Source organism: Streptomyces sp. Ag109_G2-15 (assembly GCF_900215565.1).
Lineage (GTDB): Bacteria > Actinomycetota > Actinomycetes > Streptomycetales > Streptomycetaceae > Streptomyces > Streptomyces diastatochromogenes.
In genome coordinates, this window is record NZ_OCNI01000001.1 from 454,260 (window position 1) to 480,535 (window position 26,276).

Sequence of the window (26,276 nt, forward strand, 5' to 3'; positions counted from 1 at the left end):
CGTGCGTGCGTCACGGGTGGGAACACGACTAGGCCCTGTCGTCGAATTCCCGTCGTCCGCCCGGAGGGCGGGCCAGGCGGGAATTCGACGACAGGGCCTAAGGGGAGCACCGTCGCCCCGGTGCTCCCGCGGTGTGGGGGTGGTGGTCAGGCGGCCGGCACCTTGTCGAGGAAGCCGTAGACGGCCTTGATCTTGCCCTCGGCGTCGGTGACGATCACGTCGAAGCCGATCGCGATCGGCTCGGCACCCGGCTCGGTCACCAGGCCCCACTGGAAGCGGGCCTGGTCGTGGTGAGCGTCGACGGCACCGTGCAGCTCGAAGCTGAGGCCCTTGAACTGGTCACGGGCGCCCGCCACCACGGCCGCGAAGCCCGCGTGGCCCTCGACCGCCGCGAGCGGGTCGATGTACGGGGCGTCGGCGGTGAACAGCTCGGCGATGGCCGCGGCGCGCTTGTCGGCGTCCGCCTCGTTCCAGATGTCGAGGTAACGGGAGACGGTGGTGGTCAGGTCGCTCATGCGGGCGTTCTCCTCTGTGACTTGCTTGACTTGTTCTTCTGACAGGTGGCTTCGTACGGGCTTCAGGGGGTGGCCGGCGCCCAGACCGGGAGGGCTCCCGGGAGCACCTCGAAGGTGGCCGAGGCGCCGATGCCGTGCTGGTACTCGCCGTCGTGCTCCAGCGGCAGCCGCCGGCCGTCGGTGCGCTCGACGGTGATCCGGCGGCCGCGCGCGTACACGGTCCCCGGGTGGTCCATGTGCGCGGCGCGCAGGGTCAGTTCGGGCACGTCGGCTGCGGCGATCTCGCCGCCGATGACACAGACGTCGAGCAGTCCGTCGTCGAGCAGCGAGTCCGGCAGCACCTGGAACCGGCCGCCGCGGTACCGGCCGCCGCCGACGTTGGCGAGGACCGTGGGGCCCTCGTGCACGACCCGGCCGTCGACGGTGACCCGGCCCGGGTACGGCGCATAGCCGTCGGCCGTGTCCGCGAAGGCGCGGGCGTAGCGCTCCCGTCCGGTCAGGGGCAGCTCCCGGGCGGTGATCAGCGCGTCGGCGATCACGCCCGAACAGGCGCCCAGATAGACGTAGTTGCGGGTCTCGGCGAGCCGCGCCAGGTCCAGGCGGCGCAGCCGGGCGCTGCCGCCGATGCCGTTGTCGGTCAGGATCGCCTTCAGGGACTCGCTCCAGGGCCGCTCGCCCCACAGCATCTTGTAGCCGGAGTTACCGGTACCGCCGGGCACCACCGCGAGGGTGGCGTTCCCGGTGACGGGCACAAGACCCTGTACGGCTTCGCGAACGGTCCCGTCGCCGCCGATGACGACGATCAGGTCGGGCGCCCCGGCGGTCCGCTGCAGCGCACGGCGCACGGCGACGGTGGCGTCGCCCGGTCCGGTGGTGAGGTGCACCTCGGCGCGCTCCAGGCAGGAGGCGCACAACTGGCGTACCTCCTCGACCAGTTCGGGCGAGTGGCTGCCGGAAGCGGGGTTGCCCAGGACGAGTGCCCGGGTGGGAGCCGGGGCTGCGGTGTCTGCCATGGGGGGCGTACTCCTTCGTCGGACGGCACCCGCGTGGACCGGGCCGGCTGTGCGCCCGGCGTCGCGGCGATCTCCACTGTGCCGGGGGGCGCTGTCACGGAGCTGACGTGGCGCTGACGCGGCGGCGAGGGGCGGGAACGCGAACGTCCGGCCCCTTGCTACGGGGGGCCGGACGTCGGGTACGCGGCGGGTGCCACTCCTCGGCGGTGTCACTCCTTGACGGGTCTCACGCCTTGGCGGGTCTCACTCCTTGGCGAAGGCCAGCAGATCCGCGTTGAGGCGGTCCGCGTGGGTCGCGAACAGCCCGTGTGCCGCGCCCTCGTAGGTGAGGAACGTGCTGCCGGGTATCAGCCCGGCGGTCCGCGGCCCGCACAGCGGGTACGGCGCCGCCAGGTCGGCGGTCCCGTGGATCACCAGGGTGGGCACCGGGACCGCGGCCGTCTCCGTGCGCTGGTCGGTGGTGAACAGCGTGCGGTAGATCTCGATCCCGGCTCTCGGCGAGGTGTTCAGACACATGCCGATCAGCCAGCCGGCGAGCTGCTCGGAGAGCGGCAGGTTCTCCGGGTCCGGCTCCGGGCCCGCGAAGAACGGCCAGGTCAGCGCCTCCAGCCAGGCGGCCCGGTCGGTCCGGATGGCCTGTTCCACCTGGTCGAAGAGCCCGGGTTCCAGTCCGTCGGGGTTGTCCGGCGCGCGCAGCAGGAACGGCGTCGTCGAGGCGACCAGGGCGAGCCTGGCCACCCGGGCGGTGCCGTACCGGGACAGGTAGCGCACGCACTCCCCGCCGCCCACCGCGTAGCCGACCAGCACGGCGTCCCTCAGGTCGAGGTGGTCGAGCAGGTCGGCGAGGTCGCCGGCCAGGGTGTCGTAGTCGTATCCGGACCAGGGGATGTCCGAACGGCCGCTGCCGCGCCGGTCGTAGGTGAGGCAGCGCAGCCCGTTCCCGGCGAGGAACGGCGCCTGGAACTCCCACATGCGCGAGTCCGCCATGGCCGCGCCCAGCAGGACGACGGGCCGTCCGTCGCCCCAGTCGCTGTAGTGCAGCCGGGTCCCGTCCCGGGTGGTGAGGTACGGCATCCCTTCTTGCCTCCTTTCCTGTGGTCGGGGGTTGTCCCGTCGGGGTGCGGGGCGTTCACTTCCGGGCGGTGCGGCCCGGGGCCGCGAGGATCAGCAGGGAGGCGAGGACACCCAGGCAGACGAGCGGGATCAGGGTGATGGCGAACGCGTGCGGGTAGGCGTCGGCCTTGCCGCCGGCGTCCGCGAGTGCCGGGAAGAAGACCGTGCCGGCGATCGCCACACCGACGGCGGCCCCGCCCTCCTGAGCGGTGTTCAGCAGCCCCGAGGCGGCGGCCGCGTGCTCGGGGACCGCGCCGCCCAGCACCAGGTTGGTCAGCGGGCCGGTGGTCAGGCCCATGCCGAGCCCGGCGACCAGCAGGACGGGCAGCAGCCACAGCACATGGCCGCTCATGTCCAGGCCCCGTGCCGTCAGCGCGATCGCGGTGTAGCCGGCGGCCAGCACCACCGGGCCGGCGGCGACCCGGCGGGCGGTCACCGAGGCGGCGAACCGGGCCGAGACGATGGAGGCCCCGAAGTAGCCCGCGCCCAGCGCCAGGAACATCAGCCCGGACTCCAGCGGGCTCAGGCCCCGGCCCAGTTGCAGGTAGAGGGCGAGGGTGAAGAAGAAGGAGCCCATGGCGAGGAAGTAGACGACCGTGGCGACCAGGCCGACCGAGAACAGCCGGGAGCGGAACATCCCCGGCTCGATCAGCGGCCCGCGCCCGGCCGCGGCCCTGCGGCGCAGGTGCCACACGGTCACCGCCAGCAGGACGGCCGCCCCGGCGAGCGCCTCCCACACCCACACCGGCCAGTCGCGCTCCTGTCCTTCGAGCAGCGCGAACACCAGCAGACCCAGGGTCGCCGTGACCAGCAGGGCGCCGGCCAGGTCGAGCCGGGTGCCGCCCTGGCCCCGGGACTCGGGGATCGTACGGCGGGTGTAGGCGAGGGAGAGCAGGCACAGCGGGACGTTGATCAGGAAGATCGTGCGCCAGCTCAGGCCGGCCACGTCGACCGAGATCAGCGCGCCGCCGATGAACTGGCCGAAGACTCCGGCGAGTCCGATGACCAGGCCGTAGACGTTGAAGGCGCGGTCGCGGGCCTCGCCCGTGTACACCGTGCCGATGATCCCCAGCACCTGCGGCACCATCAGCGCGGCGGACGCGCCCTGGGCGATCCGGGCCACGATCAGAACGGTCACCGAGGGCGCGAAGCTGCACGCGGCCGAAGCCACCATGAACAGCGCCATGCCGAGGGCGAACATCCGCCGGCGGCCGTAGAGGTCGCCGAGCCGGCCGCCGGTGATCAGGCCCGAGGTGAAGGCCACGCCGTAGCCGACGACGATCATCTGGGCCTGGGCGGCGGTGGCGTGCAGGTCGGCCTTGATGGCGGGGACGGCCACGTTGGCGATGAAGAAGTCCAGCACCGTGATGAACGTCCCGACGAGGACCACCAGGAGGGCACCGGCGGAGGGGGCGGCAGCCGGTGCGTCCGCGGGGATCGTCCTCTCACGCCCCTCCACCGCGACTTCCGGGCTTGCTTCAGAAGTCATGACGACTCCGTTTCCTATTCCTTGATCTTGCACTGTGGGTTGTCCGGTGCACCGGGATTCCTCCGGTCACCAGGTCACGGGAAGACGGTTCACCCCGTGGAAGACCGTCCCGCGGCGGAACAGCGTGCGCGGGTCGGCCGCGAGGCGGAGGTTCGGGAATCGGCGCAGCAGGGACCGCAGGGCCAGCTCCATCTCGAGCCGGGCCAGTGGGGCGCCCTGGCAGTAGTGCGGGCCGAAGCCCCACTGCAGATGGCCGCTGGTGTCGCGGTGCGGGTCGAGGCGGTGCGGGCAGGCGAAGACGGACTCGTCGTGGTTGCCGGCGGGCACCGAGATGACGACGGCGTCGCCCTTCTCGATCGTCACGCCGCCGAGTTCCATGTCCTCGGTCGCGAGGCGGACCATGGCGTCCTGGGAGATCGACCAGTAACGCATCGACTCCTCGATGAATGCCGGAATGAGCGCGCCGTCGTCGGCTGCGACCTGGGCCCGCAGTTCGTCGTCGCGCAGCAGGGCGAGGACGTTCAGGGCGATCTGGTTGGTGGTGGTCTCGTGGCCGGCGACCAGGACGAGGCGGGCCATGCCGACGAGTTCGTCGAGGGTGAGGGCGCCGGTCGCGTGGTGGTTGACGGCGAGCCTGCTGATCAGGTCGTCCCCGGGGTCGGCGAGCTTGCGCAGCGCCAGCTTGGCTAGGTACTCGGACATCTCGACGAAGGCGGCCTGGGAGACGGCCGGGTCCTCCTGGGAGATGGTGACGCGGGTCTTCTCGATGAAGAACGGGGAGTCCTCCTCCGGGACACCCAGTAAGCGCGCGATGACGAGGGTGGGCAGCGCCCGGGAGAAGACGGCGTGCAGGTCGGCGGGTTGCGGCTGGGCCTCCAGTTCGTCCAGCAGCTCGTCCACCAGCTTCTGGACCGGCTCCCGCAACCGCTTGACGCGGCGGGCGGTGAACTCGGTCTGGATCATGCCGCGCAGCCGCGCGTGCTCGGGGTCGTCCAGGCGGAGGAACGAGCTGGGGTTGCCCCCGGGCGGCACCTGGATGCGCACGGGGGCGCCGGGTAAGGTCTCGTCGGCGCTCAGCCGCGGGTCGGCCAGGGCCTGGCGTACGTCGGCGTACCGGGTCACCAGCCAGGCCAGTCGTGACTCCGCCGCTCCCGCCGGGATGCGCACCGCGCAGGGGGGTGCCGTGCGCAACTCGGCCAGCAGGGGCGGCGGGTCGCCGTCCTCGGTCCGGGCGAAGGGCCAGTCCAGGATGTCGGTGTGGTCCGCGAGTGACATGTTCGTCCTCCGTGATCGGGGGGCAAAGGTGATCCTCGGCACCGACTCTCTTTCTGCGTGGGTCACGGTGAAGGGGGCCTGGGCGGCATGACGTCGGGGTGAAAGAGGAATCTTTACCTCCGAGTTGTGCGCGGACGCCGTACGCCACCTTCGCGCAGTGCCCTGACACCGCGCTGACACAGCGCTGACACGGGTCCCCGCAAGGGCCCGTGTGAGTCGGTGGTGAGTAATGACTTTGCCAAGGAGGACTGACCCGATGCTGACCGGAGGCTGACGACGGCGGGCGGCGGTGGGGGGCGGGGCCGTGGTGGGGGCACGGCCCTCCTGTCACCCGGGGGGTGCGGCCGTCACCAGGTGACGGGGAGTTCCTCCAGGCCGTACACGAGGGTGTTCTCGCGGAAGCGCACGTCGTCGACGGGGACGGCCAGGCGGAGCCCGGGGAAGCGGGCGAAGAGGAGGCTCAGGCACACCTCCAGCTCCATGCGGGCCAGCGAGGCGCCGGGGCACAGGTGCGCGCCGAAGCCGAAGGCGAGGTGGCCGGAGGCGTTGCGGTGGATGTCGAGGCGGTCCGGGTCGGGGTAGACCGACTCGTCGTGGTTGGCGCCGGGGATCGCGACGATCACGCCCTCGCCCTTGCGGATGTGCGCCCCGCTCAGCTCGACGTCGGCCACCGCGGCCCGCACCTGGTTGTCCTGCGAGATGGACCAGTAGCGCAGGAGTTCCTCGACCGCCGGCTTGAACAGGGCGGGGTCGGCGCGGAGTTCGGCCAGCTGGGCCGGATCGCGCAGCAGGCTGAGGACGCTCAGGCTGATCTGGTGGGCCGAGGTCTCGTGCCCGGCGACCAGGAAGAACCGGGCCATGGCGACGAGTTCCTGGTGGCTCAGCTCGCCGGACGCCACGTAGCGGGTGGCCAGCCGGCTGATCAGGTCGTCCCGCGGGTCGGCGGTGCGCTGGGCGGCCAGCCGGTCCAGGAAGCGGGTCATCTCCACGAACGCGCCGTACGTCTCCTCGGGCGTCGCGTCCTGGGAGAGGATGACCTGGCTCTGCTGGGTGAACGTCGCCTCGTCCTCCTCCGGGACGCCGAGCATGCGGGCGATCACCAGCGACGGCAGCCGGACGGCGAAGTGCTCCACCAGGTCGACCGGGTTCGGGCCCTTTTCCAGCTCGTCGAGCAGCTGCCCGACGAGGAGTTCGACCTCGGGGCGCAGGGCGCGGGTGCGGCGGGCGGTGAACTCGGTCATCGCCATGCGGCGCAGCCGGCCGTGCTCGGGGTCGTCCATGCGGTTGAACGACATCACGCCGGGCTCCGGCGGCAGCTGGATCCGGATCGGGAAGCCGGGCTGCTGGTCGTCGGCGCTGAAGCGGTTGTCGTTGAGCACCTGGCGGACGTCCGCGTGCCGGGTGACCAGCCAGGCCTCGCCGCCGCGTATGCGCACGCGCACCGGTGGCTCCTTGCGCAGGCCCGCGTACGCGTCCGGTGGCGCGTAGGGGCAGGAACGGGCCATGGGCCACTCGGGCAGCTGCTGCTCGCATTCGGACATGGGGATTCCCTCCGTTGGCTGGTTTCCAGTGGGTTTCCAGCGTTGGAGACATCCTGATGAGCGGCCCTGACAGGAATCTGATGGATTACTGACGCGTTTTCAGCCAGTAAATGACTGGTTTCCGCTTGGCAAAAAGGGAAGGTTGCGTTCTGAACATTCGGCGGGAATGGCCTTCCGTACACGCGAAAAGGGGGCCGGCGAGTTCTCGCCGGCCCCCTTCGGGGACGCGTTTCGGACGTCGGTCAGGCAGCGGCCTGCCTCGCCCGCGGCAGCAACTGCACCAGAGCCGCCACCAGGACGCAGAACCCGGCCTGCACCAGCAGGCTGGTGCCGAAGGCGTGTGCGTAGGAGTGGGCGTCGATCCGGTGCCCGGCCACGCTGAAGAAGACCACGCCGATCACCGCGATGCCGATGGCGTTGCCCATCTCCTGGGCGGTGGAGAAGACACCGGACGCGGCGGCCGCGTGGTGCGGGGCCACCCCCTCCAGGACCAGCGAGGTGAGCGGGGCGACGACGAAGCCCATGCCGAACCCGCCGAGCACCATCGCCGGGATGCACCAGGCCACGGAGCCGCTCGTGTCCAGGTGCCACACGGTCTCGGCCAGCGCCAGGTCACCCGCCGCCAGCAGCACGGCGCCCAGGGCCAGCACCTGCTTGCCCAGCTTGGCCGCGGCCTTCGGCGCCTGCACCGAGCCGATGAAGAAGCCGAGGCCGAGCGGGATGAACAACAGCCCGGACCGCAGCGCGGACTGGCCGCGGCCCTCCTGCAGATACAGCGCGAGGACCAGGAAGAAGGAGGCCATCGCGGCGAAGAACACCAGCAGCGAGACCACACCCACGCCGAACGCGCGGTCCTCGAAGAGGCTCGGGTTGACCAGCGGCGATTTGCCGCGGGCGGCCTTGCGGCGCTGGGTGTACCAGAACCCGGCCAGCAGCGGCACGGCGGCCACCAGGCACTCCCAGGTCCAGGTGGGCCAGCCCTGCTCACGGCCCTCGACCAGCGGCAGCACGACGGCGGTCAGCCCGGCGGTCACCAGGACCACACCGGTCAGGTCGAGGCCGGTGTGGCCGTCGGCGCGGGACTCGGGCACCAGCTTCGGGGTCAGCAGCAGGACGACGGCGCCGATCGGCACGTTGATCAGGAAGATGGTCCGCCAGTCCCAGCCGAACACGTCCGCCTTGATCAGCAGGCCGCCGATCAGCTGCCCGAAGACCGCCGAGGCGCCGAGAGTCAGGCCGTAGGCGTTGAACGCGGCGACCCGGGCCTTGCCCGTGTACGTCGTGGTCAGGATGCCGAGGACCTGCGGGATGACCAGCGCGGCCGCGGCGCCCTGCACCGCGCGCGCCGCGATCAGCTCGCCCATGTTCGGCGCGATGCCGCAGGCCAGTGAGGCGAGTGTGAACAGGGCCAGGCCGATGGAGAAGACCCGCCGGCGGCCGTAGAGGTCGCCGAGCCGGCCGCCGGTGATCAGCATGGCCGACAGACCGATGTTGAACGTGGCGGCGACCAGCTGGATCTCGGCCGAGGTGGCGTGCATCCCCCGTTGCAGCGAGGGGATGGCCACGTTGACGATGAAGAAGTCGAGGTTGGTGATGAACAGGCCGGCCAGCACGACCAGAAGCGCGCCCGCGCCGGGTGCCCCGGCGGCCTCCTCGATGTCCGGTGGCGGTGCGGCCGAGGCCGCGCTGCCGGTCAGTTCCGCTTCGGTGGTCATGGGACGACCCTCCCTAGGTCGTTTCGTGCTGGTGGAATCCGGGCCGCGGGGTGTCCGCGACGCACTGCGGGGGCGCGGGACGGCACCCGGAACGCAGTCATCGGGTCACTGTCCCGCGCCCCGCTGACACGGCGCTGACGCGGCCTCGTGGCTCAGCCCTGCGACTCAGCCCGCGGCCTTGGCCACGGTCCGCTGCAGTCGGTGCGCGAAGTGCGCGGTGACGGCCTGGGCGTGCGTGTCGATGTAGAAGTGGCCGCCCTCGTACTCGTTGTGGCCGAGGTAGGCGGGGGTGCGCCCGGCCCAGTGGGTCATGGCGTCCGGGGCCTCCTGCAGCGGGTCGCTGCGGCCGCCGTAGGAGGCGAGCGGGCAGGTGACACCGGCGCCGTCGTCCTCGTAGTCGCCGGCGACCCGGAGGTCGGCACGGAGTGCGGGCACGACGAGCGCGAGCATCTCGGGATTGTCATAGACCTCGGCCGGGAAGGACCCCAACTTCTTGATCCACTCGATGAGTTCGGGTTCCGGCATCCGGCTCTGCTCCTCGGTCGGCTGGAAGAAGCCCACGGGCGACCAGCCGGACATGCCGACCATCACCGGTGCCGGACCGCCCTCCTCCTCCATCTTGATCGCCAGCCGGAACGCCAGCTGGGCACCGAGGCAGTGGCCGAAGAAGGCGAACGGCCGCTCGTCCAGGTCGCCCAGGACCGCCTCGTGCAGGGCGTCCAGCAGCGGCCAGAAGTTCTCGTAGGTCAGCTCCTCGCGGCGGTTGTGCCGGCCGGGCAGGGTCACCGCCTGCGGCGCGATGTCCGGGGGCAGCAGGCTCTCCCAGTCGCGGTAGATGATGGCGCCGCTGCCCGCGTGGGGCAGCAGGAACAGCCGGATGGAGGCGTCGGGCGAGGGCTCCACGGGATGGAACCAGTGCCCCTCGCTGGACATCTGGCTGCCGACGGTGCCGATGGCGGTGGTCACGACTGCGTACTCCCAACGGTGGTGGACGAACCGAGGGCGCGTACCGCGGGCAGCAGCACCTCGGCGATCTCCTTCAACTGCGGCTCGGGGTCCAGGGATCCGATCCGTACGACCAGGTGCCGGGCACCGGCGCGGACGTAGCCGCCGAGCCACTCGGCGCACTTCTCGGCGCTGCCCCAGGCGTAGGCCTGGATGCTGCTCATCTGCTCCAGGGAGCGGCCGTAGTAGTGGCTGATGTAGTGCTCCAGTTCGGCCTTGGCCGCGGTCTCACTGGCGTTGACCGTGACGGTGGCGTACAGCGCGGGGACGACCGCGCCGGCGCCCCTGCCCGCCTCTTCCGCGAGTTCGGCGACACGACGGCGGGCGCGTGCGTAGGCGTCGACGTCCGGGAGGAAGGGCAGCCAGCCGTCGTAGCGGGTCGCCACGCGGGCCAGGACCTTGGGGGTGTCGCTGCCGGCCAGCCAGAGCGGCGGGCCGCCGGGGATCGCGGGCGAGGGGAGCCGGTCCAGGTTCTCCGCCTGCCAGAACTTCCCCTGGAACTCGGTGGGTTCGCCCTCCTCACCCGACCGCCACGCCGTGCGCCACAGTGCGGTGATCTCGTCGAGGCGGCCGACGCGGCCCTGGAAGGAGGCCCCGACCGAGGCGAACTCCTCCTCGGTCTCGGCCATCGGGAAGCCCGAACCGAGGCCGAGGATCAGCCGGTCGGCGGCGACATGGCTGAGGCTCGCGACCATGTTGGCGCCGATGAGGGGGTGGCGCAGGGCGGGGGTGAGGGCGGCGGTGCCGACCGAGATGCGCGTCGTCGCTGCCGCTGCGGCCGAGAGTACGACGAGGGGGTCCAGGCGGGGGCGGGCGGTGAGGGAGTCTCCGGCCCACAGGGAGTCGAAGCCCAGCGCCTCCGCTTGGCGGGCGAAGTCCAGCAACGGGGCTGCCGCATAGGTGCCGTTGATGGCCTGCTCTCGGGTGGGCAGGAGGATGCCGATGCGTAGTGAAGTCACACTGAACTCCCCAGTGGGTCCCTGGCCGGTGTCGTCAACTGCTCCCGTACCGCGCGGCGCAGGATCTTGCCCGAGGGGTTGCGGGGCAGGGACTCGGTGAAGTGGTACGTGCCCGGGATCTTGTAGTCGGCGATGCGGCCCCGCAGGGACAGCAGGAGCTCCCGGGGTGTGGCGGTCGCGCCGGGCTGGAGGACGACCACCGCGTGCACGCTCTCGCCCCAGCGGTCGTCCGGGAGGCCGACCACCGCGGCGTCGGCGACGGCCGGGTGGGCCGCGAGGGCCTTCTCGACCTCGGCCGGGTAGATGTTCTGCCCGGCGACGATGATCGTGTCGTTGATGCGGTCGCACAGGTGGAGGTAGCCGTCCGCGTCGAGGTAGCCGGCGTCGCCCATGTGCAGCCACTCCCCCACCAGGGTGCGGGCGGTGGCCTCGGGCAGGTTCCAGTAGCCGAGCATCCGGGAGGGGGCGCGGACGCAGATCTGGCCGATGGCGCCGGGCGGGAGCGTTGCGCCGTCGGGGCCGATCACCTTGACCTCGTTGCCGGGGCACGGCATGCCGACCGAGGTGAGGACGGTGCTGCCGGGGTGGTGGGCCTCGGGCGGGAGGCAGACGGCCACGCTGCCGGTCTCGGTGCTGGCGTAGATCTGCGCGAACTCGCAGCGGTAGGTCTCCAGGCACTGCTTGAGCAGCGTCTCGGACATGGGGGCGGCGCCGTAGGCGATCTTGCGCAGGGAGGCGAACGCCTCGGGGCCCGCGCCGCGTTCGGCCGCCATCGCCTGGAGCATGGCCGGGGCGGCGAAGGTGGTGGTGACCCCGTGGGCGCGGATGAGGCGTACGGCTTCCTGCGGGTCGAACTGGGGCATGATCACGTTCGTGCCGCCGGCGTTGAACGTGTGCAGGAACCAGCCGATGCCGGCCACGCCGAAGCCCGGCAGGGAGATCAGGGCGACGTCCTCGGGCCGCCAGTCGATCCAGTCCACGCCCTGCTCGCGGCTCGCGTGCGGCAGCGTGAAGAAGCTGCGGTGGGCGAGGACCGCGCCCTTGGGCAGGCCGGTGGTGCCGCTGGTGTAGATCTGGATGACCGCGTCGTCCGGGCCGGTGCCGGGCGTGAGGTCGGTGTCGGGCTGGTCGGCGGCCCAGGCCGGCAGGCCCGCGCCGCGGGCGGGTTCGCCGTCGGCGTCGGTGCCGTCGACCCGGATCACCCGGCGCAGTCCGCGCAGCTGATGGCGGACGGTGGCGACGGTGTCCCAGAACTCGTCGTCGACGAAGATCAGGGCGGCGCCGGAGTCGCGCAGGATGTGGTCGACCTCGTTCGGGGTGAGCCGCCAGTTGACCGGCACCAGGACCGCGCCGGCCTTGGCGCAGGCGATCATCACCAGGTAGTAGTTCGCCGACTCGCGGCCCAGGTAGGCGACCCGGTCGCCGCGCCGGACCCCGCTGGTGTGCAGGGCGTGCGCGGCGCTGTTGCTGTCGCGGTGGAGCTTCTCGTAGGTGGTGACGCGGCCCTCGCAGACGATCGCCGGGTGGTCCGGGCGGCTTCCGGCGTGGGCCCGGGAGGAGTGGTGGAGCGTCCAGCGCTCCCTCGGTATGTCGGTCATCGTGGTTTCCCGTCCCTTGTGACTGTCACGCTGTCGGCGCCGGGGCGAGCTGCCCGTCGACGAACTGGGCCAGCGCGCGGACCGTGGGGTGGTCGTGGGTGAGGGAGGCCGGCAGGGGCAGCCGGAAGGTCTGCTCCAGCGCGGCCTTGACCTGCTGGGCCATCAGGGAGTCCAGGCCCAGCGACACGAACTCGGTGGACACGTCCAGCTCGTCGCCCTCCTCCAGGTGCAGGACGGCGGCGACCTTCTCGCGCACCACGCCGGTGACGGCGGCCAGGCGTTCGGCCCCGGGCAGCGCGGCCAGTGCCGTGAGGTCGAGGCCGGTGCCGTCGTCGTCGGGGGTCTGCCGGGCGAGCCGGTCGTAGAACAGGTCGCCGGTGACGCTGCCCGCCACATAGCGGTCCCAGTCGAACTCACCGACGATCCGCTGGGTGCGCGGCCGCCCCCACAGCCGGGCCAGGGTGTCCAGGGCCCGGGTCGGGGAGAAGAAGCGGACACCGCTGCGTTCGATCTCCTGGCTGAGGTGCTCCTCCAGGCGGGCCGACATACCGACCCGGGCCCAGGCGCCCCAGTTGACCGAGAGCCCCGGTACCCCGCGGCGGCTGCGCCACTCGGCGAGTGCGTCGAGCCCGGCGCTGGCAGCGGCGTAGTGGCCCTGGGTCGCTCCGCCGAGGACGGAGGCGATGGAGGAGTAGGTGACGAAGAACTCCAGCTCGGGGAAGGACTCCTCGGCCGCCTCGTGCAGCAGCCAGCCGCCGTACGCCTTCGCCGCCAGCTGGGCGTCGATCGACTCCCAGGTCAGCTCGGAGATCAGCTTCTTGTCGTAGGAGCCGGCGGCGTGCACGATCCCGCCGAGCGGGTACGGGCCCGCCGCGAGGTGCCGTACCAGGCGCTGAACGTCCTCGGAGCGGGAGATGTCGGCGCGTACGACGTCGATCTCGGCGTCGGCGGCCAGGTCCGCGAGGACCGGTGAGGCCTCCTCGGTGGCCCGCCCGCTGCGGCTGACCAGGGTCAGGTGCCGGGCGCCGAGGGCGACCAGCTTGCGGGCGGTGACCAGGCCGAGTCCGCCGAGACCGCCGGTGACCAGGTAGGTGCGGTCGGCGCGGAGTCCGGCCGGGCCCTCGTCGACGGGGTCGCTCTGCTCCTCGGCCGGGTCCTCGGGCAGCGTCACCCAGGTCCGGCCCGCCGGGTCGGACAGGGCGGTGCGCAGGGCCTCGCCGGTCTCGTCGAGCCTGAAGCGGGGCGCGGTGTCGTCGGAGCCGGTGGCGTGGACGACGGCCACCGCGGGGACGGTGAGCGTGGAGCGGAACGTGCCGTCGTGGCGGACCAGGACCTCGTCGCCGGGTGCGAAGCCGGTGCCGGCGGCCGCGGCGAGGACCGTGCCGCGGGCCAACTGGCCGAGCAGCGGGGGCGGTTCCTCCTCGGTCGCGTCCTCCTCGGTGCGCTCGGCGCGTCCGGTGTCCAGGGCGGTGCGGGCGTCCTCGGCGGTCAGGCCGACGGTGTGCACGCGGACCTGGACCTCCTCGGCCTCGGGTGCCCGGCCGGTGGCCGCGGCGAGCGCCAGGTCGGACAGGTCACCGGAGTCGGGGGCGCGCAGTTCGAAGCCTCCCCCACGCTCGGCTTCGCTCGCGCGGGGGGACCCCCATGTCCAGGTGAGGGTCGAGTCACCGGCGAGCAGCCGGCGCACATAGCGGCGGCCGGGGCGGTGGGCGACCTGGTACTCGCCGGGCGGCTCACTGCGCCACTCGTCGGCGAGCGGGGCGAGACCACTGCCCGGCGCGAGGTCCACCAGGGTCGTCCGGTACTGCGGGTACTCGGTCAGCAGCACCCGGCCGAAGCCCCACAAGGTGGCGGCGCCGAGGTGCCCGCCGTCGCCGGCCGGGTCTCCGGGCAGCCACTGGGCGCCCTCGGTGACCAGCCACAGCCGGGGCGGCCGCGGAGCGCCGGAGGCGTCCAACGCGCCGATGAGAGTGAGGAGTTCGCGGTAGTTGTCCTCGCACTCCACGCGCAGCCTGCCGTCGGACATGGGCGCCGGGCGCTGCCGCCAGATCCGGCAGACGTCGGTGACGGTGGGGTCCTCCACGGCGGCCTTGAGGTCGGTGAGGTCGGGCAGCCAGGTGACCTTCAGACCGGGCTCGGCGGCGAGTTCGGCGGCGCGGACCGCGGACGGGTCGAGCAGGACGACGTGCCGGGCCGGCGCGTGCTCCTTGGCGGGCAGCGCCCGGCGCACCCAGTCGGGGCGGTGCAGGAACTGGCGGCGGCCACCGCGGCCCTCGGGCCGGGCCATGCGGACGCCGAGCAGCTCGGCGACCGGGTCGCCGTTCTCCAGCAGCAGCACGTCCGCCAGGCGCCGGTCCTGCTCGCCGCGGACCCGGGCGAGGACGCGCAGGTTCTCGCCGCGCGGCTTGCGGAAGTGCCGTACGGAGGCGATCTCGCGCGGCACGAACACCGGGCCCTCGGGGTCGAGGACGACCAGGGCCTGCACCGCGGCCTCCAGCAGCTCCGCCGGGACGTGCTCGACGGCGGTGGCGTCGCGGCCGGTCAGCTCGCCGGTGACCAGGCCGTCGCCGTGCCGGGCGGCGCGCAGCAGCAACCGCATCCTCGGGCCCTGCGGGCGGCCGACGGAGGCGAGGTCGGTGTAGATGTCCTCGTCGTCGATCTGCTGTCCGGCCGGGGCGAGGGTGGCGTCCAGTTCGGCCAACTCCGATACGGGAACGAGGGGTTCGCGTTCCGCGGCGACGACCGCGGTGGCGTGGATGTTCTCCTCGCCGCCGACGACCGTGAACACCTCGACCTCGGCGCCACCGCCCGGGCGCGGCCGCCAGCGGGTGGTCAGCGCGGTCACGGTCTCGGCGGGCAGCTCCAGCGGGGCGAGCAGCCTCAGGTCGCGGACTGCGGAGCGGGCATGGCCCTGGACCGCGTCCTGCACGGCGAGCAGCAGGTCGACGTAGGCGCCGGCCGGCAGGACGGTACGGCCGCCGTCGGCGAGGTCGGCGAGCGCGCCGAGTTCCTCGGTGGTGAACTCGGCGTTGAACTCCCGTACTCCGCTCGCGAACCGCTCCTCGACGCCGAGCAGCAGGTGCCGGGCGGTGCCGTTCGCGGCCGCCCTGCGGGGGGTGGCGGTGGGCAGCCAGTAGCGCTTGCGCTGGAAGGCGTACGTCGGCAGGTCCACGCGGGCCGGCGTGGGGTGCCCGGCGTGGTAGTCGGCCCAGGAGACGCCGAGGCCGGCCGCGTAGTAGTCGGCGAGCGCGGTGAGGGTGGTCGAGGTGGTGGTGTCGCGGCGGCGCAGGCTGGCCAGCCACAGGTGGTCCTCGACGGTGACACCGCGCCGGGCGAGCGCGGTGAGCCCGGCCTGCGGGCCGACCTCGATCAGGGCGTGCCGGCCGCGCTTGGCGACGGCCCGGATGCCGTCGAGGAAGCGGACGGGTTCGCCGATGTGCCGCACCCAGTAGTCGGGGTCGCCGATCTCGCGGAACCGGGCGAGGCGTCCGGTGACGTTGGAGATGAGGCTGATCTTCGGCTCGTGGAAGGTGATGCCGTCCAGGGCGGCGCGGAAGTCGTCGTAGACCTCGGCCATCAGCGGGGAGTGGAAGGCGTGCGAGACCGTGAGGCGGTCGACGCGGACACCCCGATCGGTGAGGACGCCGGTGACCTCGTCGAGGGCGGCGGTGGCGCCGGAGATCACCGTCTGGTCGGGGGCGTTGATCCCGGCCAGGGCCAGGTCGGCGCGGCCCTCCAGCAGGGGGGCGACCTCCTCGACGGGGGCGGCGACGGCGGCCATGCCGCCCTCGGTGCGCACGGCCTGCATCAGCCGGGCGCGGGCGGCGACCAGCGTGACCGCGTCGGCCAGGCTGAACAGGCCGGCCACGGCGGCGGCGACGACCTCGCCGATGCTGTGCCCGATGAGCACGTTGGGGCGCACGCCCCAGGCCATCCACTGCTGGGCGAGCGCGTACTCCAGGGTGAACAGGGCGGGCTGGGTGTACTCGGTGCGGTCGATCGCCTCGGGGTCGGCGGCGGTGCCGAGCAGCAGCTCGCGCACCGAGCGGCCGAGGTGCTCGGCGAACAGCTCGTCGCACGCGTCGACCTGCGCCCGGAAGACGGGCAGGGCTTCGTAGAGGGCGGCGCCCATGCCGGCGTACTGGGAGCCCTGGCCGGTGAACATGAACGCGGTCTTGCGGATGCCGGAAGGGCCCTCGTGCTCGGCCTCGGCGGCCTTGTCCAGCAGCCGGGCGAGCGCGGCGCGGTCGGCGACGGGGGCGGCGACGCGGTAGGGGTGGTGGGCGCGGGTGGTGTTGGCGCTGTGGCAGAGCGCCGACAGCGGCTGCTCGTCGACCAGCTCCCGGTATTGCGCGGCCAGTTCACGCAGGGCGCCGGCGTTCTTCGCGGACAGCGTGAACACCGGTGCGGCCCCGCCCTCGGCAGGCTGCTCGACCGGCACGGGCGGCGCCTGCTCCAGCACGACCGCGCCGATGGTCCCGGCGAACCCGAAGCTGTTGACGACCGCGCGCCGGGTCTCGGCCTCCCAGGGCTCGCAGGCCGTCGGGACCCGTACCGGGTAGAGGTCCCAGGGGATGCGCCCGGACGGGGTGTTGAGGTTGATGTGCGGGTATATCGTGCCGGCCCGCAGCTGGAGCACGGTCTTGATGACGCCGACGATGCCGGACGCGGGCTCCATGTGACCGAAGTTGGTCTTCACCGAACCGACCAGCACCGGCCGGTCCTTGGTGTGGGAGTCGACGAACACGTCGCCGATGGCGCCGAACTCGATGGGGTCGCCGAGCGGGGTGCCGGTGCCGTGCGCCTCGACGTACTGGATGTCCTCGGGCGCCAGGTGGGCGGCGGCCAGCGCGCTGCGGATGACCTTCTCCTGGGCGGGGCCGTTGGGCACGGTCAGACCGGCGCTGTCACCGTCCTGGCCGACGGCCGTGCCGCGCACCAGGGCGAGGATCCGGTCGCCGTCGCGCTCGGCGTCGGAGAGCCGCTTGAGGACGACGATGCCGCAGCCCTCGGCGCGCGCGTAGCCGTCGGCGGCCTCGTCGAAGGTCTTGCACTGCCCGTCCGGGGAGAGCATCTGCGCGTTGGAGAACATCACCGGGATGCGCGGGTGGTGCAGGGCGTTGACGCCGCCGCACAGCGCGATGTCGCTCTCGCCGGCGCGCAGCGCCTGCACCGCGAGGTGCAGCGCGACCAGGGAGGACGAGCAGGCCGTGTCGACGCTCATGCTCGGGCCGCGCCAGCCGAGGAAGTAGGACAGGCGGCCGGACAGCGGGAACATGGTGATGCCGGACGCCAGATGGCCGTCCAGCTCCTCGTAGGGCAGCGAGTCCAGCTCGAGCGCGTAGTCGATGGAGCTGGCGCCGATGTACACGCCGCCGTTGCCGCGGCGCAGCGGCGCCGGGTCGATGCCCGCGTGCTCCAGGGCCTGCCAGGCGGTCTCCAGCAGCAGCCGCTGCTGGGGGTCCATGTAGCGGGCTTCCTTCGGGGAGATGTTGAAGAAGCCCGCGTCGAACAGGTCGATGCGGTCCAGGAACCCGCCGGCCGAGGCGCGGATCTTGCCCTTGTCGTCGGGGCCCTCGGGCGTGAACGCGTCGACGTCCCAGCGGTCCCGGGGGATCGGGCCGATTCCGCTGCGGCCCTCCCGCAGGAAGGCGTCGAACTCGTCGGGCGAGCCGCTGCCGCCGGGGAACCGCAGACCGATTCCGACGATCGCTACCGGCTCGGGCGCCTGCTCTGATTCCGTACGCGGCATGGAGCGACTCCTCAAGCTTCCTGGATGGCCTGGGTCAGGTGGTCCACGAGGTGGGCGATCGTCGGCTCGTTGAAGAGCACGTTGACGTTGATCGACAGGTCCAGGAGCTGCTCCAGGCTCTGTCGTATCTCGGTCAGCCGCAGCGAGGTGAGGCCGAGATCGAAATAGCTGACGTCGAGGGGAAGATCCTCGGAATCGTCCATGAGCAGTACGGCCTTGAATTTCTTCAGGACGATTGACTCGATTTCTTCGGCGAGTTCACTGCGCGGCAGATCGCGCAACCGCTGGATCGTGCTGTCGACAGGTGGCATGCGGTCATGCAAGCAAGGGCGGCTGACGCCCCGCTGACAGCCCCGAGAGCGCTCCCATGGCTTGATCGGCGCGGTCAGTCACGTGTCAGCGCCGGGTCAGATTCCGCTGTCAGGCTCGCATTGCTTCAAGAAATCCACACGCCATATCCGAAAGGCTGAAGATGCTTCGCGAAGCCGCGCAGGAGGAGAGTGCTGAGGCACCTTCCGGATTGAAGAGTTACGACCTCTACATCGCGGGCAAGGACGTCGCCGGGGACGGATGGGTCTACACCGTCAGCGGGCGCTCCCTGCTGGAGGACGTGTTCACCAGCGTCACCCTGAAGCGCTCGCTCGAACAGGACCCGGAATCCGAGGCGGCCAAGCACCCCTATGTCGTCGGGCGCTGCGCGATCGCGGACGACTCCGCCATCGACCTGGCCACCCAGGCGGCCGCGGCGGCCGCCCCCGACTGGGCGGCCGTACCGCTGGAGCGGCGGATGCAGCTGGGCACCCGCTTCCGCGAGGAACTGATCAAGCACCAGGACGAGTTCCTGCGCATGCTGGTCGCCGAGTCCCACCCCGTGAAGCTGGCCCGCTGGGAGCTGAGCTGCCTGCTGCAGATCTACTCCCCGGGCTCCCTGCGCTGGTACCTGAAGCAGATGCGGGTCGAGAAGGAGTACAACGGCCGCAAGCTGATCCTGCACCGCCAGCCGGACGGCGTGGTCGCCTTCAACCCTCCGCAGAACGCCCCGCTGCCCAGCACCGCCCTGTGCGTGCTGGCGCTCATGGCCGGCAACGCCGTGGTGGTGCGGGCGCCCCGCAGCATCGCGCTGTCCACCATGTGGCTGCTGCGCGACATCGTCGCACCGCTGCTGGAGGAGATCGACGCGCCGGCCGGCGTGCTCAACGCGGTGTGCTCCAACCCGAAGCAGACCATGGACCGCTGGATCGCCGACCCGCTGATCAACGACATCTTCTACATCGGCGGCAGCCAGGAGGGCCTGCGCTTCGAGCAGCAGTGCGTGGCGCACGGCAAGAAGCCGATTCTCGAACTCGCCGGCAACGACGGCATCGTGGTGTGGAAGGACGCCGACGTGAAGTGGGCGGCCGAGGCCATCACCGAGTCGTTCTACGGCTCCGGGCAGATCTGCATGGTGCCCAACTACGTGCTGGTCCACCCCGAGATCGCCGAGGCGCTGATCGCCGAGGTCAAGGAGCAGGTCAAGGGCATCAAGCCGGGCCTGCCCGAGGAGGAGGACGTGCTGCTGTCGCCGGTCCGGCGCAGCGAGCGCTTCTTCCGGCTGCTGCGGCAGGCGGTGGACAACGGCGCCGAGCTGGTCACCGGCGGCAACCGCACCGAGGTCGACGGCACGGTCTCCGAGACCGGTGTCTTCCTGCAGCCGACGGTGGTCCGGGTGGACGGCCTGGACCGGGCCCGGACGTACGACGTGGTCCGCGAGGAGACCTTCTTCCCGCTGATCCCGATCGTGGTAGCGGAGCGCGACAACGACGACGCCCTCCTCGAGGCCTTCCTGCAGTTCGTCAACAGCAACGACTACGGGCTGCGCAACTCCCTGTGGTCGCGCTCGGACCACGTCATCGAGACCTTCGTGCGCCGCGTGGTCAACGGCGGCCTGCTCAAGGTCAACGACTCCCACATCGGCTTCCTGCCGTACCTGCCGAGCCACGGCGGCACCGGCCGCACCGGCGGCGCCTTCGGCGAGGCCAACTACCCGATGCTCAAGACCTCCCACGTCCAGGGAGTCAGCATCGCCCGCGACGTGAGCCCGTACGACGCGGTCTTCGGCGCCTGACCACACCCAGTCCTGCGGAGGTTTCCCGTGCGTTCCCTCGATGCTGCCCGGACCGTCTGCGAGCGGTTCCACCCCGGACTCCTCAAGGAGCTGGAGCAGATTCCGTACGCCGAGCGGGAGCGGCCCGGCAGCCCGGTGATCGACCTGTTCCGCATCCACGGCGGGGTCGGTCTGCTGATACCCGAGGCCTACGGCGGCCACGGCGCCGCCCCGCTCGAGGCGCTGCGGGTCCAGCTCGCCCTCGGCGCGCTCTCGCCGTCCCTGGTCGCGGCCGTGTCCATGCACCACTTCACCGCCGCCATGCTGTACTCGCTGGCGGTCAAGTCGGGCCGGCTCACCGCCGGGCAGACCGAACTGCTGCACCGGATCGTGCCGGAGCAGCAGGTGATGGCCTCCGGCTGGGCCGAGGGCCGTACCGCGCAGAACATCCTGAAGCCGGCCGTGACCGCGCGTCCGGTCGAGGGCGGGTTCCTGCTGTCCGGCTCGAAGAAGCCGTGCAGCCTGTCGGGTTCGATGAGCCTGCTGACCGCGTCCATCGCCATCCACGGCGAGGAGGGCGGCGAGCCGGAGCTGGCGCTCGCGCTGGTGCCGGCCGACGCGCCCGGCATGTCCGTGCACCCGTTCTGGGGCAACGACCTGCTGGCCGGCGCGGAGAGCGACGAGGTGCGTCTGGAGGACGTGTTCGTCCCGGCCGAGATGGTCGTCCGGGCCGGCGCCGACGACCCCACCCGCCTCGACGACCTGCAGTCGGCCGGGTTCGTCTGGTTCGAGATGCTGATCTCCGCCGGGTACGCGGGCTCCGCCGCCGCGCTGGTGGAGCAGGTACTGGAGCGGCAGCGGGGCAGCGTCGAGGAGCGAGCGGCTCTCGCCGTGGACATGGAAGCCGCCCTCGCTCTGTTGGAGGGCGTGGCCCGCGGGACCGGTCCCGAGCCCGGTGACGAGGAGTCGGTGGCGCGGGTGCTGGTCGCAAGGTACGCGGTGCAGAACGCTCTGCCGGACATTGTGGCTCGGGCGCTGGAGCTGCTCGGGGGGCTGGACTTCATCAGCAATCCGGCGAGTGCGCAGGTCGCTGCCGCTACTCGGGCGCTGGCCTTTCATCCGCCGTCCCGTATCGGTGCCGCCGAGCCGCTTCTCGCGTATTTCGACGGGGGGCCGCTGGTTCTGGCGTAGAGCTCGGTCGGCAGAGCCGAGTGGGCGACTGCGGGTCCGTCGTGGCTGGTCGCGCAGTTCCCCGCGCCCCTTTGGGGGCGCCGCACCCCACCGACCCAATGGCACACCCCCCTTTGGAGTGAGCGACAAGTGACCGTCATCCAGGAATCCCCCGAAGTCCCGGCGCCGGCGACCGCCGCCGTCGACGAGGCCGAGATCCTCAATCTGTACCGGGCCCACCTCAGCAAGGGCCGGGCCACGCTCGCCGAGTTGTTCGGCAGTCATATGGAGGTGGCGTCCGAGGGCGCCTGGCTCACCACCAGTGACGGTGAGCGCTTCCTGAACGCGGGCGGCTACGGCGTGTTCATCATGGGCGCCCGGCACCCGATCGTCATGGAGGAGGTGGAGCGCCAGCTGCGCACCCACCCCACCGCGACCCGCATCCTGCTGGAGCCGACGGTGGCCCGGGCCGCCGAGGCCCTGGTCTCCGTGCTGCCGCCGGGACTTGACCGGGTGCACTTCGCGCTGTCCGGCGCGGAGGCGGTGGAGACCGGCCTGAAGCTGGCCCGTGCGGGCGGTTTCAAGCGCACGATCTCGATGCGCGGCGGCTACCACGGCAAGACGCTGGGCGCCCTGTCGGCGACCGCGAAGGACGTCTACCAGGCGCCGTTCCGCCCGCTCGTCCCCGACTTCCAGCACCTGCCGTTCGGCGACGCCGACGCCCTGGAGGCGGAACTGCGGGCGCACCCGGGCGAGGTGTGCGTGATCCTGGAGCCGGTGCAGGGCGAGGGCGGGGTGATCCTCCCGCCGAAGGGCTACCTGAAGCGGGTCGAGGAGCTGGTCCGCGAGTACGAGGGCTTCCTGATCCTCGACGAGGTGCAGTCCGGCTTCGGGCGGCTCGGCGAGTGGTGGGGCGCCGACATCGAGGGCGTCGTCCCGGACGTCCTGCTCACCGGCAAGGCGCTCGGCGGCGGGGTGATGCCGGTGTCGGCGGCCGTCGCCACCCGCAAGGCGTTCCGCCCCTTCGACAAGGACCCCTACGTCCACACCGCCACCTTCTCCGGGCAGCCGGTGCTGATGGCCGCGGTGCAGGGCGCGATCCGGGCCGTCAAGGAGGAGCGCCTGGTCACCCGGGCGATGGACCTCGGTGCCCGGCTGCTGCCGCGGATCGCGGAGGTCGCCCACCGCAACATCCCCGAGCTGGTGGTGGACGTGCGCGGCCGGGGGCTGCTCATCGGTGTGGAGCTGGTCGAGGCGGGCCTCGCCGGCGAGCTGCTGATCGAGCTGTTCAACCACGGCGTGGTCGCCAACCACTCCATGAACGGCAGCTCGGTGGTGCGGTTCACGCCGCCCGCCGTGCTGGACGACACCGACGTGGACTTCCTCGTCAACTCCTTCGACCTGGCCACCCGCGACCTCATCCGGGGCGCGGCCAAGATGCCGGAAGGCGGTAACTGATCGTGCGGCACGTCGAACTCGATGCCCTGATACCCGCGGAGCAGGCCGAAACGGTCCTGCACGCCGTACGGCGCTGGGAGAAGTACCCGGACCTCGCGCCCCACGTCAACGCGACCACCGTGCACGCCTCCTACCCCGACCCGAAGGCCTCCTCCAGCTGGGAGCTGCACTTCCGCAGCGGCCTGCTGCGCTGGACCGAGGACGACACCGTGCTGCCGGAGAGCGGCGAGATCCGCTTCGAGCAGTCCGACGGCGACTTCGACTCCTTCACCGGGACCTGGTCGATCCAGCAGGACGGCGCCGACGTCACCGTCCGCTTCGACGCCGACTTCGACTTCGGCATCCCGAGCCTGGAGGGCATCCTCGACCCGATCGCCGAGCGGGTCATCAAGGAGACCGTCGCCTGGGCGCTGACCGGGCTGTACCCGGCCGTGCGCATCCAGGGCGGCGTCGAACTCACCGAGCCCGCCGCGGTCGGCGCCCAGTAGTCCGCCGAGGAGCTGACCATGGACCAGGCGAACCCCTTCGAGACACCGCGCACGTACTCGCTGCACCGCGCCGAGTACCTGGTGGGCCTCGCCGTCACCACCGGCCTGATCGTCTACCACTTCAGTGACATCCGCTGGCTGCCGGCGATCGGACTGTTCCTCTACATCGACCTGATCGGCTACATCCCCGGCGCCGTCGCGTTCAAGAAGAGCGGCGGCCGGCCGATCCCCAAGGCCTACTACGTCCTCTACAACGTCATGCACAGCCTCATCACCCAGGGCGCGGTGGCCGCGCTGTGGTGCTGGCTGGTCAAGCCCGAGTGGGCGCTGCTGGTGCTGCCGTTCCATCTGTTCGGCGACCGCGGTCTGTTCGGCAACTTCATGAAGTCCTTCGCGCTGCCCTTCGAGCCGGTGCGCCAGGAGGGCTACCTGCGCCTCCTCGACGACCTGGGCCTGCCCCACCCGAAGCCGGTCGGGCACGCCATGGACCCGGTGCCGGTCGGCCACGTCCCGGCGCGGCCGGTCGTACGGGAGACGGAGGCCGTGCGATGACCACCGCGACCGGCGTACGACGCAGGGTCCGCCAGGACCCGGCCGAGCGCCGCCAGGCCCTGTACCACCTGGCCTCCCCCGTGTCCGTGCTGACCACGGGGCCCGAGGAGCGGATGCACGGTACGACCGCGAGCACGGTCACCCTCGTCTCGCGCTCGCCCCTGCTGGTCGGGGTCGTCCTGCGGGCGGGCTCGTCCTTCGCCCGGCTGGCGGCCGACGAGGGCCGGTTCGCGATCAACGTGCTCGGCGGGGACCAGGCCGACGTGGCCCGGCGGTTCGCCGACAGCGGCCGGCCCGACGGCGACGCGGCCTTCGCGGGCCTCGCCTGGACGGCGGACCGGTACGCGCACGCCCCGCTCATCGCGGGGGCGCTCGCCCACTACGTCTGCCGGTTCCACTCCGCGCACGAAGCGGGGGACAGCGAGCTGCTGCTCGGCCACGTCGTGCGTGCCACCGCCGACAACGGGCGGCTCCCCCTGTTCAGTTACGCCGGCGGGCTGTTCGCCGGTTCCCTGCGCCCGGCGAAGGAGGCCGCCGCATCATGACCGCACCCGTAGCACCCGAGGCCGACTGGGAGAAGGCACCCGGTCTGCTGGACGGCGCGAAGGAACTCACCCTCGGCCCCGAGGAGTGCGACCTCGCCTACTGGATCACCTCGGTGGCCCAGGGCACGCTGCGCGACCGCGGGGTGACCGGCCACCACGAGAACGCGCTCACGCCCGGCTTCCTCAAGGCGCCGGGACCGCTGCGCGAGGCGCTGGTGCTGGAGTTCGGCTTCCGGGCACTGGCGGAGGAACTGGCCACCCGGCTGCTCGGCCACTACGTCTCCATCGCGCCCGGCATCCCGCAGATGGAGTTCTACGCCACCCAGCTGATCGACGAGGCCCGGCACGCCCGGGTCTTCCGCCAGCACCTGGTGGAGCTGGGCGTCCCGGCGAGCACCCTGCTCAAGGACATCGAGGAGATGGCCCGGGACTACCGCAAGCGGGTCCTGGACCCGGTCGTGGACTTCACCCTGGACATCGTCCGCGACCAGGCCGACTTCCCCGGCGGGGTCGCCGTGTTCGCCATCATCATCGAGGGCGTGCTCGCGCCGGCCGCCGAGCTGAGCGAGCGCAAGTGGACCCCGCTGTCCCCGGCGACGGGCGAGATCTCGCGCGGCACCGCGATCGACGAGATCCGCCACCTCACCGTGGCCAGCACCATCCTGCGCGACCACGTCATCGAGCACCCGGAGTACAAGCCGCGGCTGCTGGAGATCCTGCGCTCGGGCGTGAAGCTGTGGGACGAGATCCCGGACCGGGAGTTCGTCATCCACCGCGAGGAGCTGTTCCAGGAGGGCATGCTCCAGCACGCCGACAAGATCGGGGACTACGAGATCTGGCCGGGCGTCCGGCTGCTCGACACCACCGCCGAACAGCGCTACGACATGGCCGAGCGGTGGACCGACGAGATGGCCGAGGTCCGCATGGACTACATGGGCCTGCCGGTCGGGGTCCTCGCCTCGGAGGCCGGCGCATGAGCACCGGGCGGGCCGCGGTCGTCACCGGCATCGGGTCGTACGTCCCGCCCCATGTGGTGACCAACGACGACCTGGCCGCCCGCCTCGACACCTCCGACGCCTGGATCCGGTCGCGCACCGGCATCGCCGAGCGGAACTTCATCTCCCCGGGCACCTCCACCGGCGATCTGGCGGTGGAGGCGGGCCTGAGGGCCTTGAAGTCGGCGTGCGACCAGCAGGACGGGGCGGAGGTGGGGGCGGTGGTGCTGGCCACCACCACCCCGGACCAGCCCTGCCCGGCCACCGCACCGCAGGTGGCCGCGCGGCTGGGGCTCGGGCAGGTGCCCGCCTTCGACGTGGCGGCCGTCTGCTCCGGGTTCCTGTACGGCCTGGCCTCGGCCGCGGGGCTCATCGCGGCCGGGATCGCGGACCGGGTGCTGCTGATCGCGGCGGACGCCTTCACCACGATCATCAACCCCGAGGACCGCACCACCGCGGTGATCTTCGCGGACGGCGCGGGCGCGGTGGTGCTGCGGGCCGGCTCGGCCGCTGAACCCGGGGCGATCGGCCCGCTGGTGCTCGGCAGCGACGGCGAGCTGAGCCATCTGATCGAGGTCCCGGCGGGCGGTTCCCGGCAGCGGTCCACCGACCGGCCGGCCGCCCCGGAGGACCACTACTTCCGGATGCTCGGCCGGGACACCTACCGGCACGCGGTCGAGCACATGACCGCCGCGTCCACCGAGGCGGCCGAACGGGCCGGATGGCGGCTGGACGAGGTCGACCGGTTCGTGGCGCACCAGGCCAACGCCCGGATCCTGGAGGCCGTTTCGGACCGGCTCGGCATCCCCGCCGAGCGGCAGCTGAGCAACATCGCGCGGGTCGGCAACACCGGCGCCGCCTCGATCCCGCTGCTGCTCGCCGAGGCCACCGCCGAGGGCCGGCTCGCCGCGGGCCACCGGGTGCTGCTCACCGCGTTCGGCGGGGGCCTGTCCTGGGGCGCCGCCAGTGTCATCTGGCCGGAGCTGCAAACAATCTGACCGATCGTCAGT

General features: G+C 72.0%; 20 protein-coding genes. 8 read left to right on the plus strand and 12 right to left on the minus strand.

Going from position 1 to position 26,276, the window contains the following annotated elements:
* Positions 1–146: 146 nt before the first annotated feature.
* The 12 genes from CRP49_RS01880 to CRP49_RS01935 form a co-directional block, all read right to left on the minus strand.
* Positions 147–515 carry a nuclear transport factor 2 family protein gene (locus tag CRP49_RS01880; RefSeq protein WP_097251860.1) on the minus strand — a complete coding sequence of 123 codons (369 nt, stop codon included), beginning with the start codon at positions 513–515 and terminating at the stop codon, positions 147–149.
* Between the two features lie 62 nt (positions 516–577).
* On the minus strand, positions 578–1,528 hold the full coding sequence (locus CRP49_RS01885; RefSeq protein ID WP_097251861.1) for a diacylglycerol kinase family protein: 951 nt from the start codon (positions 1,526–1,528) through the stop codon (positions 578–580).
* Between the two features lie 243 nt (positions 1,529–1,771).
* The gene (locus CRP49_RS01890) at positions 1,772–2,602 is read right to left on the minus strand and encodes an alpha/beta fold hydrolase (protein WP_097251862.1); all 831 of its coding nucleotides are present in this window, start codon (positions 2,600–2,602) and stop codon (positions 1,772–1,774) included.
* 55 nt (positions 2,603–2,657) lie between these two features.
* Positions 2,658–4,130 carry an MFS transporter gene (locus tag CRP49_RS01895; RefSeq protein WP_097251863.1) on the minus strand — a complete coding sequence of 491 codons (1,473 nt, stop codon included), beginning with the start codon at positions 4,128–4,130 and terminating at the stop codon, positions 2,658–2,660.
* Positions 4,131–4,196: 66 nt separating this feature from the next.
* Positions 4,197–5,405, minus strand: a complete 1,209-nt coding sequence (locus tag CRP49_RS01900; RefSeq protein WP_097251864.1) for a cytochrome P450 — start codon at positions 5,403–5,405, stop codon at positions 4,197–4,199.
* A 347-nt stretch (positions 5,406–5,752) separates the two neighbouring features.
* Positions 5,753–6,946 carry a cytochrome P450 gene (locus tag CRP49_RS01905; RefSeq protein ID WP_097251865.1) on the minus strand — a complete coding sequence of 398 codons (1,194 nt, stop codon included), beginning with the start codon at positions 6,944–6,946 and terminating at the stop codon, positions 5,753–5,755.
* 242 nt (positions 6,947–7,188) lie between these two features.
* A complete protein-coding gene (locus CRP49_RS01910; protein ID WP_097251866.1) occupies positions 7,189–8,661 on the minus strand; it encodes an MFS transporter in 1,473 nt (490 codons plus the stop codon).
* Positions 8,662–8,826: 165 nt separating this feature from the next.
* A complete protein-coding gene (locus CRP49_RS01915) occupies positions 8,827–9,594 on the minus strand; it encodes a thioesterase II family protein (RefSeq protein WP_097257150.1) in 768 nt (255 codons plus the stop codon).
* 29 nt (positions 9,595–9,623) lie between these two features.
* On the minus strand, positions 9,624–10,625 hold the full coding sequence (locus CRP49_RS01920) for an LLM class flavin-dependent oxidoreductase (protein WP_097251867.1): 1,002 nt from the start codon (positions 10,623–10,625) through the stop codon (positions 9,624–9,626).
* Positions 10,622–12,223 (minus strand): fatty acid--CoA ligase, encoded by a 1,602-nt coding sequence (locus CRP49_RS01925; protein ID WP_097251868.1) that lies wholly within the window; start codon positions 12,221–12,223, stop codon positions 10,622–10,624. Before CRP49_RS01925 ends, CRP49_RS01920 begins: the two co-directional genes overlap by 4 nt.
* Before the next feature lie 25 nt (positions 12,224–12,248).
* Positions 12,249–17,975 (minus strand): type I polyketide synthase, encoded by a 5,727-nt coding sequence (locus CRP49_RS01930; protein WP_097251869.1) that lies wholly within the window; start codon positions 17,973–17,975, stop codon positions 12,249–12,251.
* An 11-nt stretch (positions 17,976–17,986) separates the two neighbouring features.
* Entirely contained in the window at positions 17,987–18,286 is a 300-nt protein-coding gene (locus CRP49_RS01935; protein WP_097251870.1) for an acyl carrier protein, read from the minus strand.
* Positions 18,287–18,447: 161 nt separating this feature from the next.
* Between CRP49_RS01935 and CRP49_RS01940 the strand changes: the two genes are divergently transcribed.
* The 8 genes from CRP49_RS01940 (at position 18,448) to CRP49_RS01975 (ending at position 26,264) form a co-directional block, all read left to right on the plus strand.
* The gene (locus CRP49_RS01940; protein ID WP_097251871.1) at positions 18,448–20,079 is read left to right on the plus strand and encodes an aldehyde dehydrogenase; all 1,632 of its coding nucleotides are present in this window, start codon (positions 18,448–18,450) and stop codon (positions 20,077–20,079) included.
* A 27-nt stretch (positions 20,080–20,106) separates the two neighbouring features.
* On the plus strand, positions 20,107–21,249 hold the full coding sequence (locus CRP49_RS01945) for an acyl-CoA dehydrogenase family protein (protein WP_097251872.1): 1,143 nt from the start codon (positions 20,107–20,109) through the stop codon (positions 21,247–21,249).
* Positions 21,250–21,378: 129 nt separating this feature from the next.
* Entirely contained in the window at positions 21,379–22,686 is a 1,308-nt protein-coding gene (locus tag CRP49_RS01950; RefSeq protein ID WP_179851472.1) for an aspartate aminotransferase family protein, read from the plus strand.
* Between the two features lie 2 nt (positions 22,687–22,688).
* Complete coding sequence (locus CRP49_RS01955) at positions 22,689–23,174, plus strand: type II toxin-antitoxin system RatA family toxin (RefSeq protein ID WP_097251873.1); 486 nt, start codon at positions 22,689–22,691, stop codon at positions 23,172–23,174.
* Between the two features lie 18 nt (positions 23,175–23,192).
* Positions 23,193–23,726: a hypothetical protein gene (locus CRP49_RS01960; protein ID WP_097251874.1), complete on the plus strand. Its 534-nt coding sequence runs from the start codon at positions 23,193–23,195 to the stop codon at positions 23,724–23,726.
* Entirely contained in the window at positions 23,723–24,271 is a 549-nt protein-coding gene (locus CRP49_RS01965) for a flavin reductase family protein (RefSeq protein ID WP_097251875.1), read from the plus strand. The genes CRP49_RS01960 and CRP49_RS01965 overlap by 4 nt, the downstream gene beginning before the upstream one ends.
* On the plus strand, positions 24,268–25,248 hold the full coding sequence (locus CRP49_RS01970; protein WP_097251876.1) for a VlmB-like protein: 981 nt from the start codon (positions 24,268–24,270) through the stop codon (positions 25,246–25,248). Before CRP49_RS01965 ends, CRP49_RS01970 begins: the two co-directional genes overlap by 4 nt.
* On the plus strand, positions 25,245–26,264 hold the full coding sequence (locus CRP49_RS01975) for a beta-ketoacyl-ACP synthase III (protein ID WP_097251877.1): 1,020 nt from the start codon (positions 25,245–25,247) through the stop codon (positions 26,262–26,264). The genes CRP49_RS01970 and CRP49_RS01975 overlap by 4 nt, the downstream gene beginning before the upstream one ends.
* The last annotated feature ends 12 nt before the right edge of the window (positions 26,265–26,276 follow it).

What these genes read in the sequence shown, in the direction of transcription:
- CRP49_RS01880 (WP_097251860.1), bottom strand. Translation starts at nt 515, where the DNA reads ATGAGCGACCTGACCACCACCGTCTCCCGTTACCTCGACATCTGGAAC.
- CRP49_RS01885 (WP_097251861.1), bottom strand. Translation starts at nt 1,528, where the DNA reads ATGGCAGACACCGCAGCCCCGGCTCCCACCCGGGCACTCGTCCTGGGC.
- CRP49_RS01890 (WP_097251862.1), bottom strand. Translation starts at nt 2,602, where the DNA reads ATGCCGTACCTCACCACCCGGGACGGGACCCGGCTGCACTACAGCGAC.
- CRP49_RS01895 (WP_097251863.1), bottom strand. Translation starts at nt 4,130, where the DNA reads ATGACTTCTGAAGCAAGCCCGGAAGTCGCGGTGGAGGGGCGTGAGAGG.
- CRP49_RS01900 (WP_097251864.1), bottom strand. Translation starts at nt 5,405, where the DNA reads ATGTCACTCGCGGACCACACCGACATCCTGGACTGGCCCTTCGCCCGG.
- CRP49_RS01905 (WP_097251865.1), bottom strand. Translation starts at nt 6,946, where the DNA reads ATGTCCGAATGCGAGCAGCAGCTGCCCGAGTGGCCCATGGCCCGTTCC.
- CRP49_RS01910 (WP_097251866.1), bottom strand. Translation starts at nt 8,661, where the DNA reads ATGACCACCGAAGCGGAACTGACCGGCAGCGCGGCCTCGGCCGCACCG.
- CRP49_RS01915 (WP_097257150.1), bottom strand. Translation starts at nt 9,594, where the DNA reads ATGTCCAGCGAGGGGCACTGGTTCCATCCCGTGGAGCCCTCGCCCGAC.
- CRP49_RS01925 (WP_097251868.1), bottom strand. Translation starts at nt 12,223, where the DNA reads ATGACCGACATACCGAGGGAGCGCTGGACGCTCCACCACTCCTCCCGG.
- CRP49_RS01930 (WP_097251869.1), bottom strand. Translation starts at nt 17,975, where the DNA reads ATGCCGCGTACGGAATCAGAGCAGGCGCCCGAGCCGGTAGCGATCGTC.
- CRP49_RS01935 (WP_097251870.1), bottom strand. Translation starts at nt 18,286, where the DNA reads ATGCCACCTGTCGACAGCACGATCCAGCGGTTGCGCGATCTGCCGCGC.
- CRP49_RS01940 (WP_097251871.1), top strand. Translation starts at nt 18,448, where the DNA reads ATGCTTCGCGAAGCCGCGCAGGAGGAGAGTGCTGAGGCACCTTCCGGA.
- CRP49_RS01960 (WP_097251874.1), top strand. Translation starts at nt 23,193, where the DNA reads ATGGACCAGGCGAACCCCTTCGAGACACCGCGCACGTACTCGCTGCAC.
- CRP49_RS01965 (WP_097251875.1), top strand. Translation starts at nt 23,723, where the DNA reads ATGACCACCGCGACCGGCGTACGACGCAGGGTCCGCCAGGACCCGGCC.
- CRP49_RS01970 (WP_097251876.1), top strand. Translation starts at nt 24,268, where the DNA reads ATGACCGCACCCGTAGCACCCGAGGCCGACTGGGAGAAGGCACCCGGT.
- CRP49_RS01975 (WP_097251877.1), top strand. Translation starts at nt 25,245, where the DNA reads ATGAGCACCGGGCGGGCCGCGGTCGTCACCGGCATCGGGTCGTACGTC.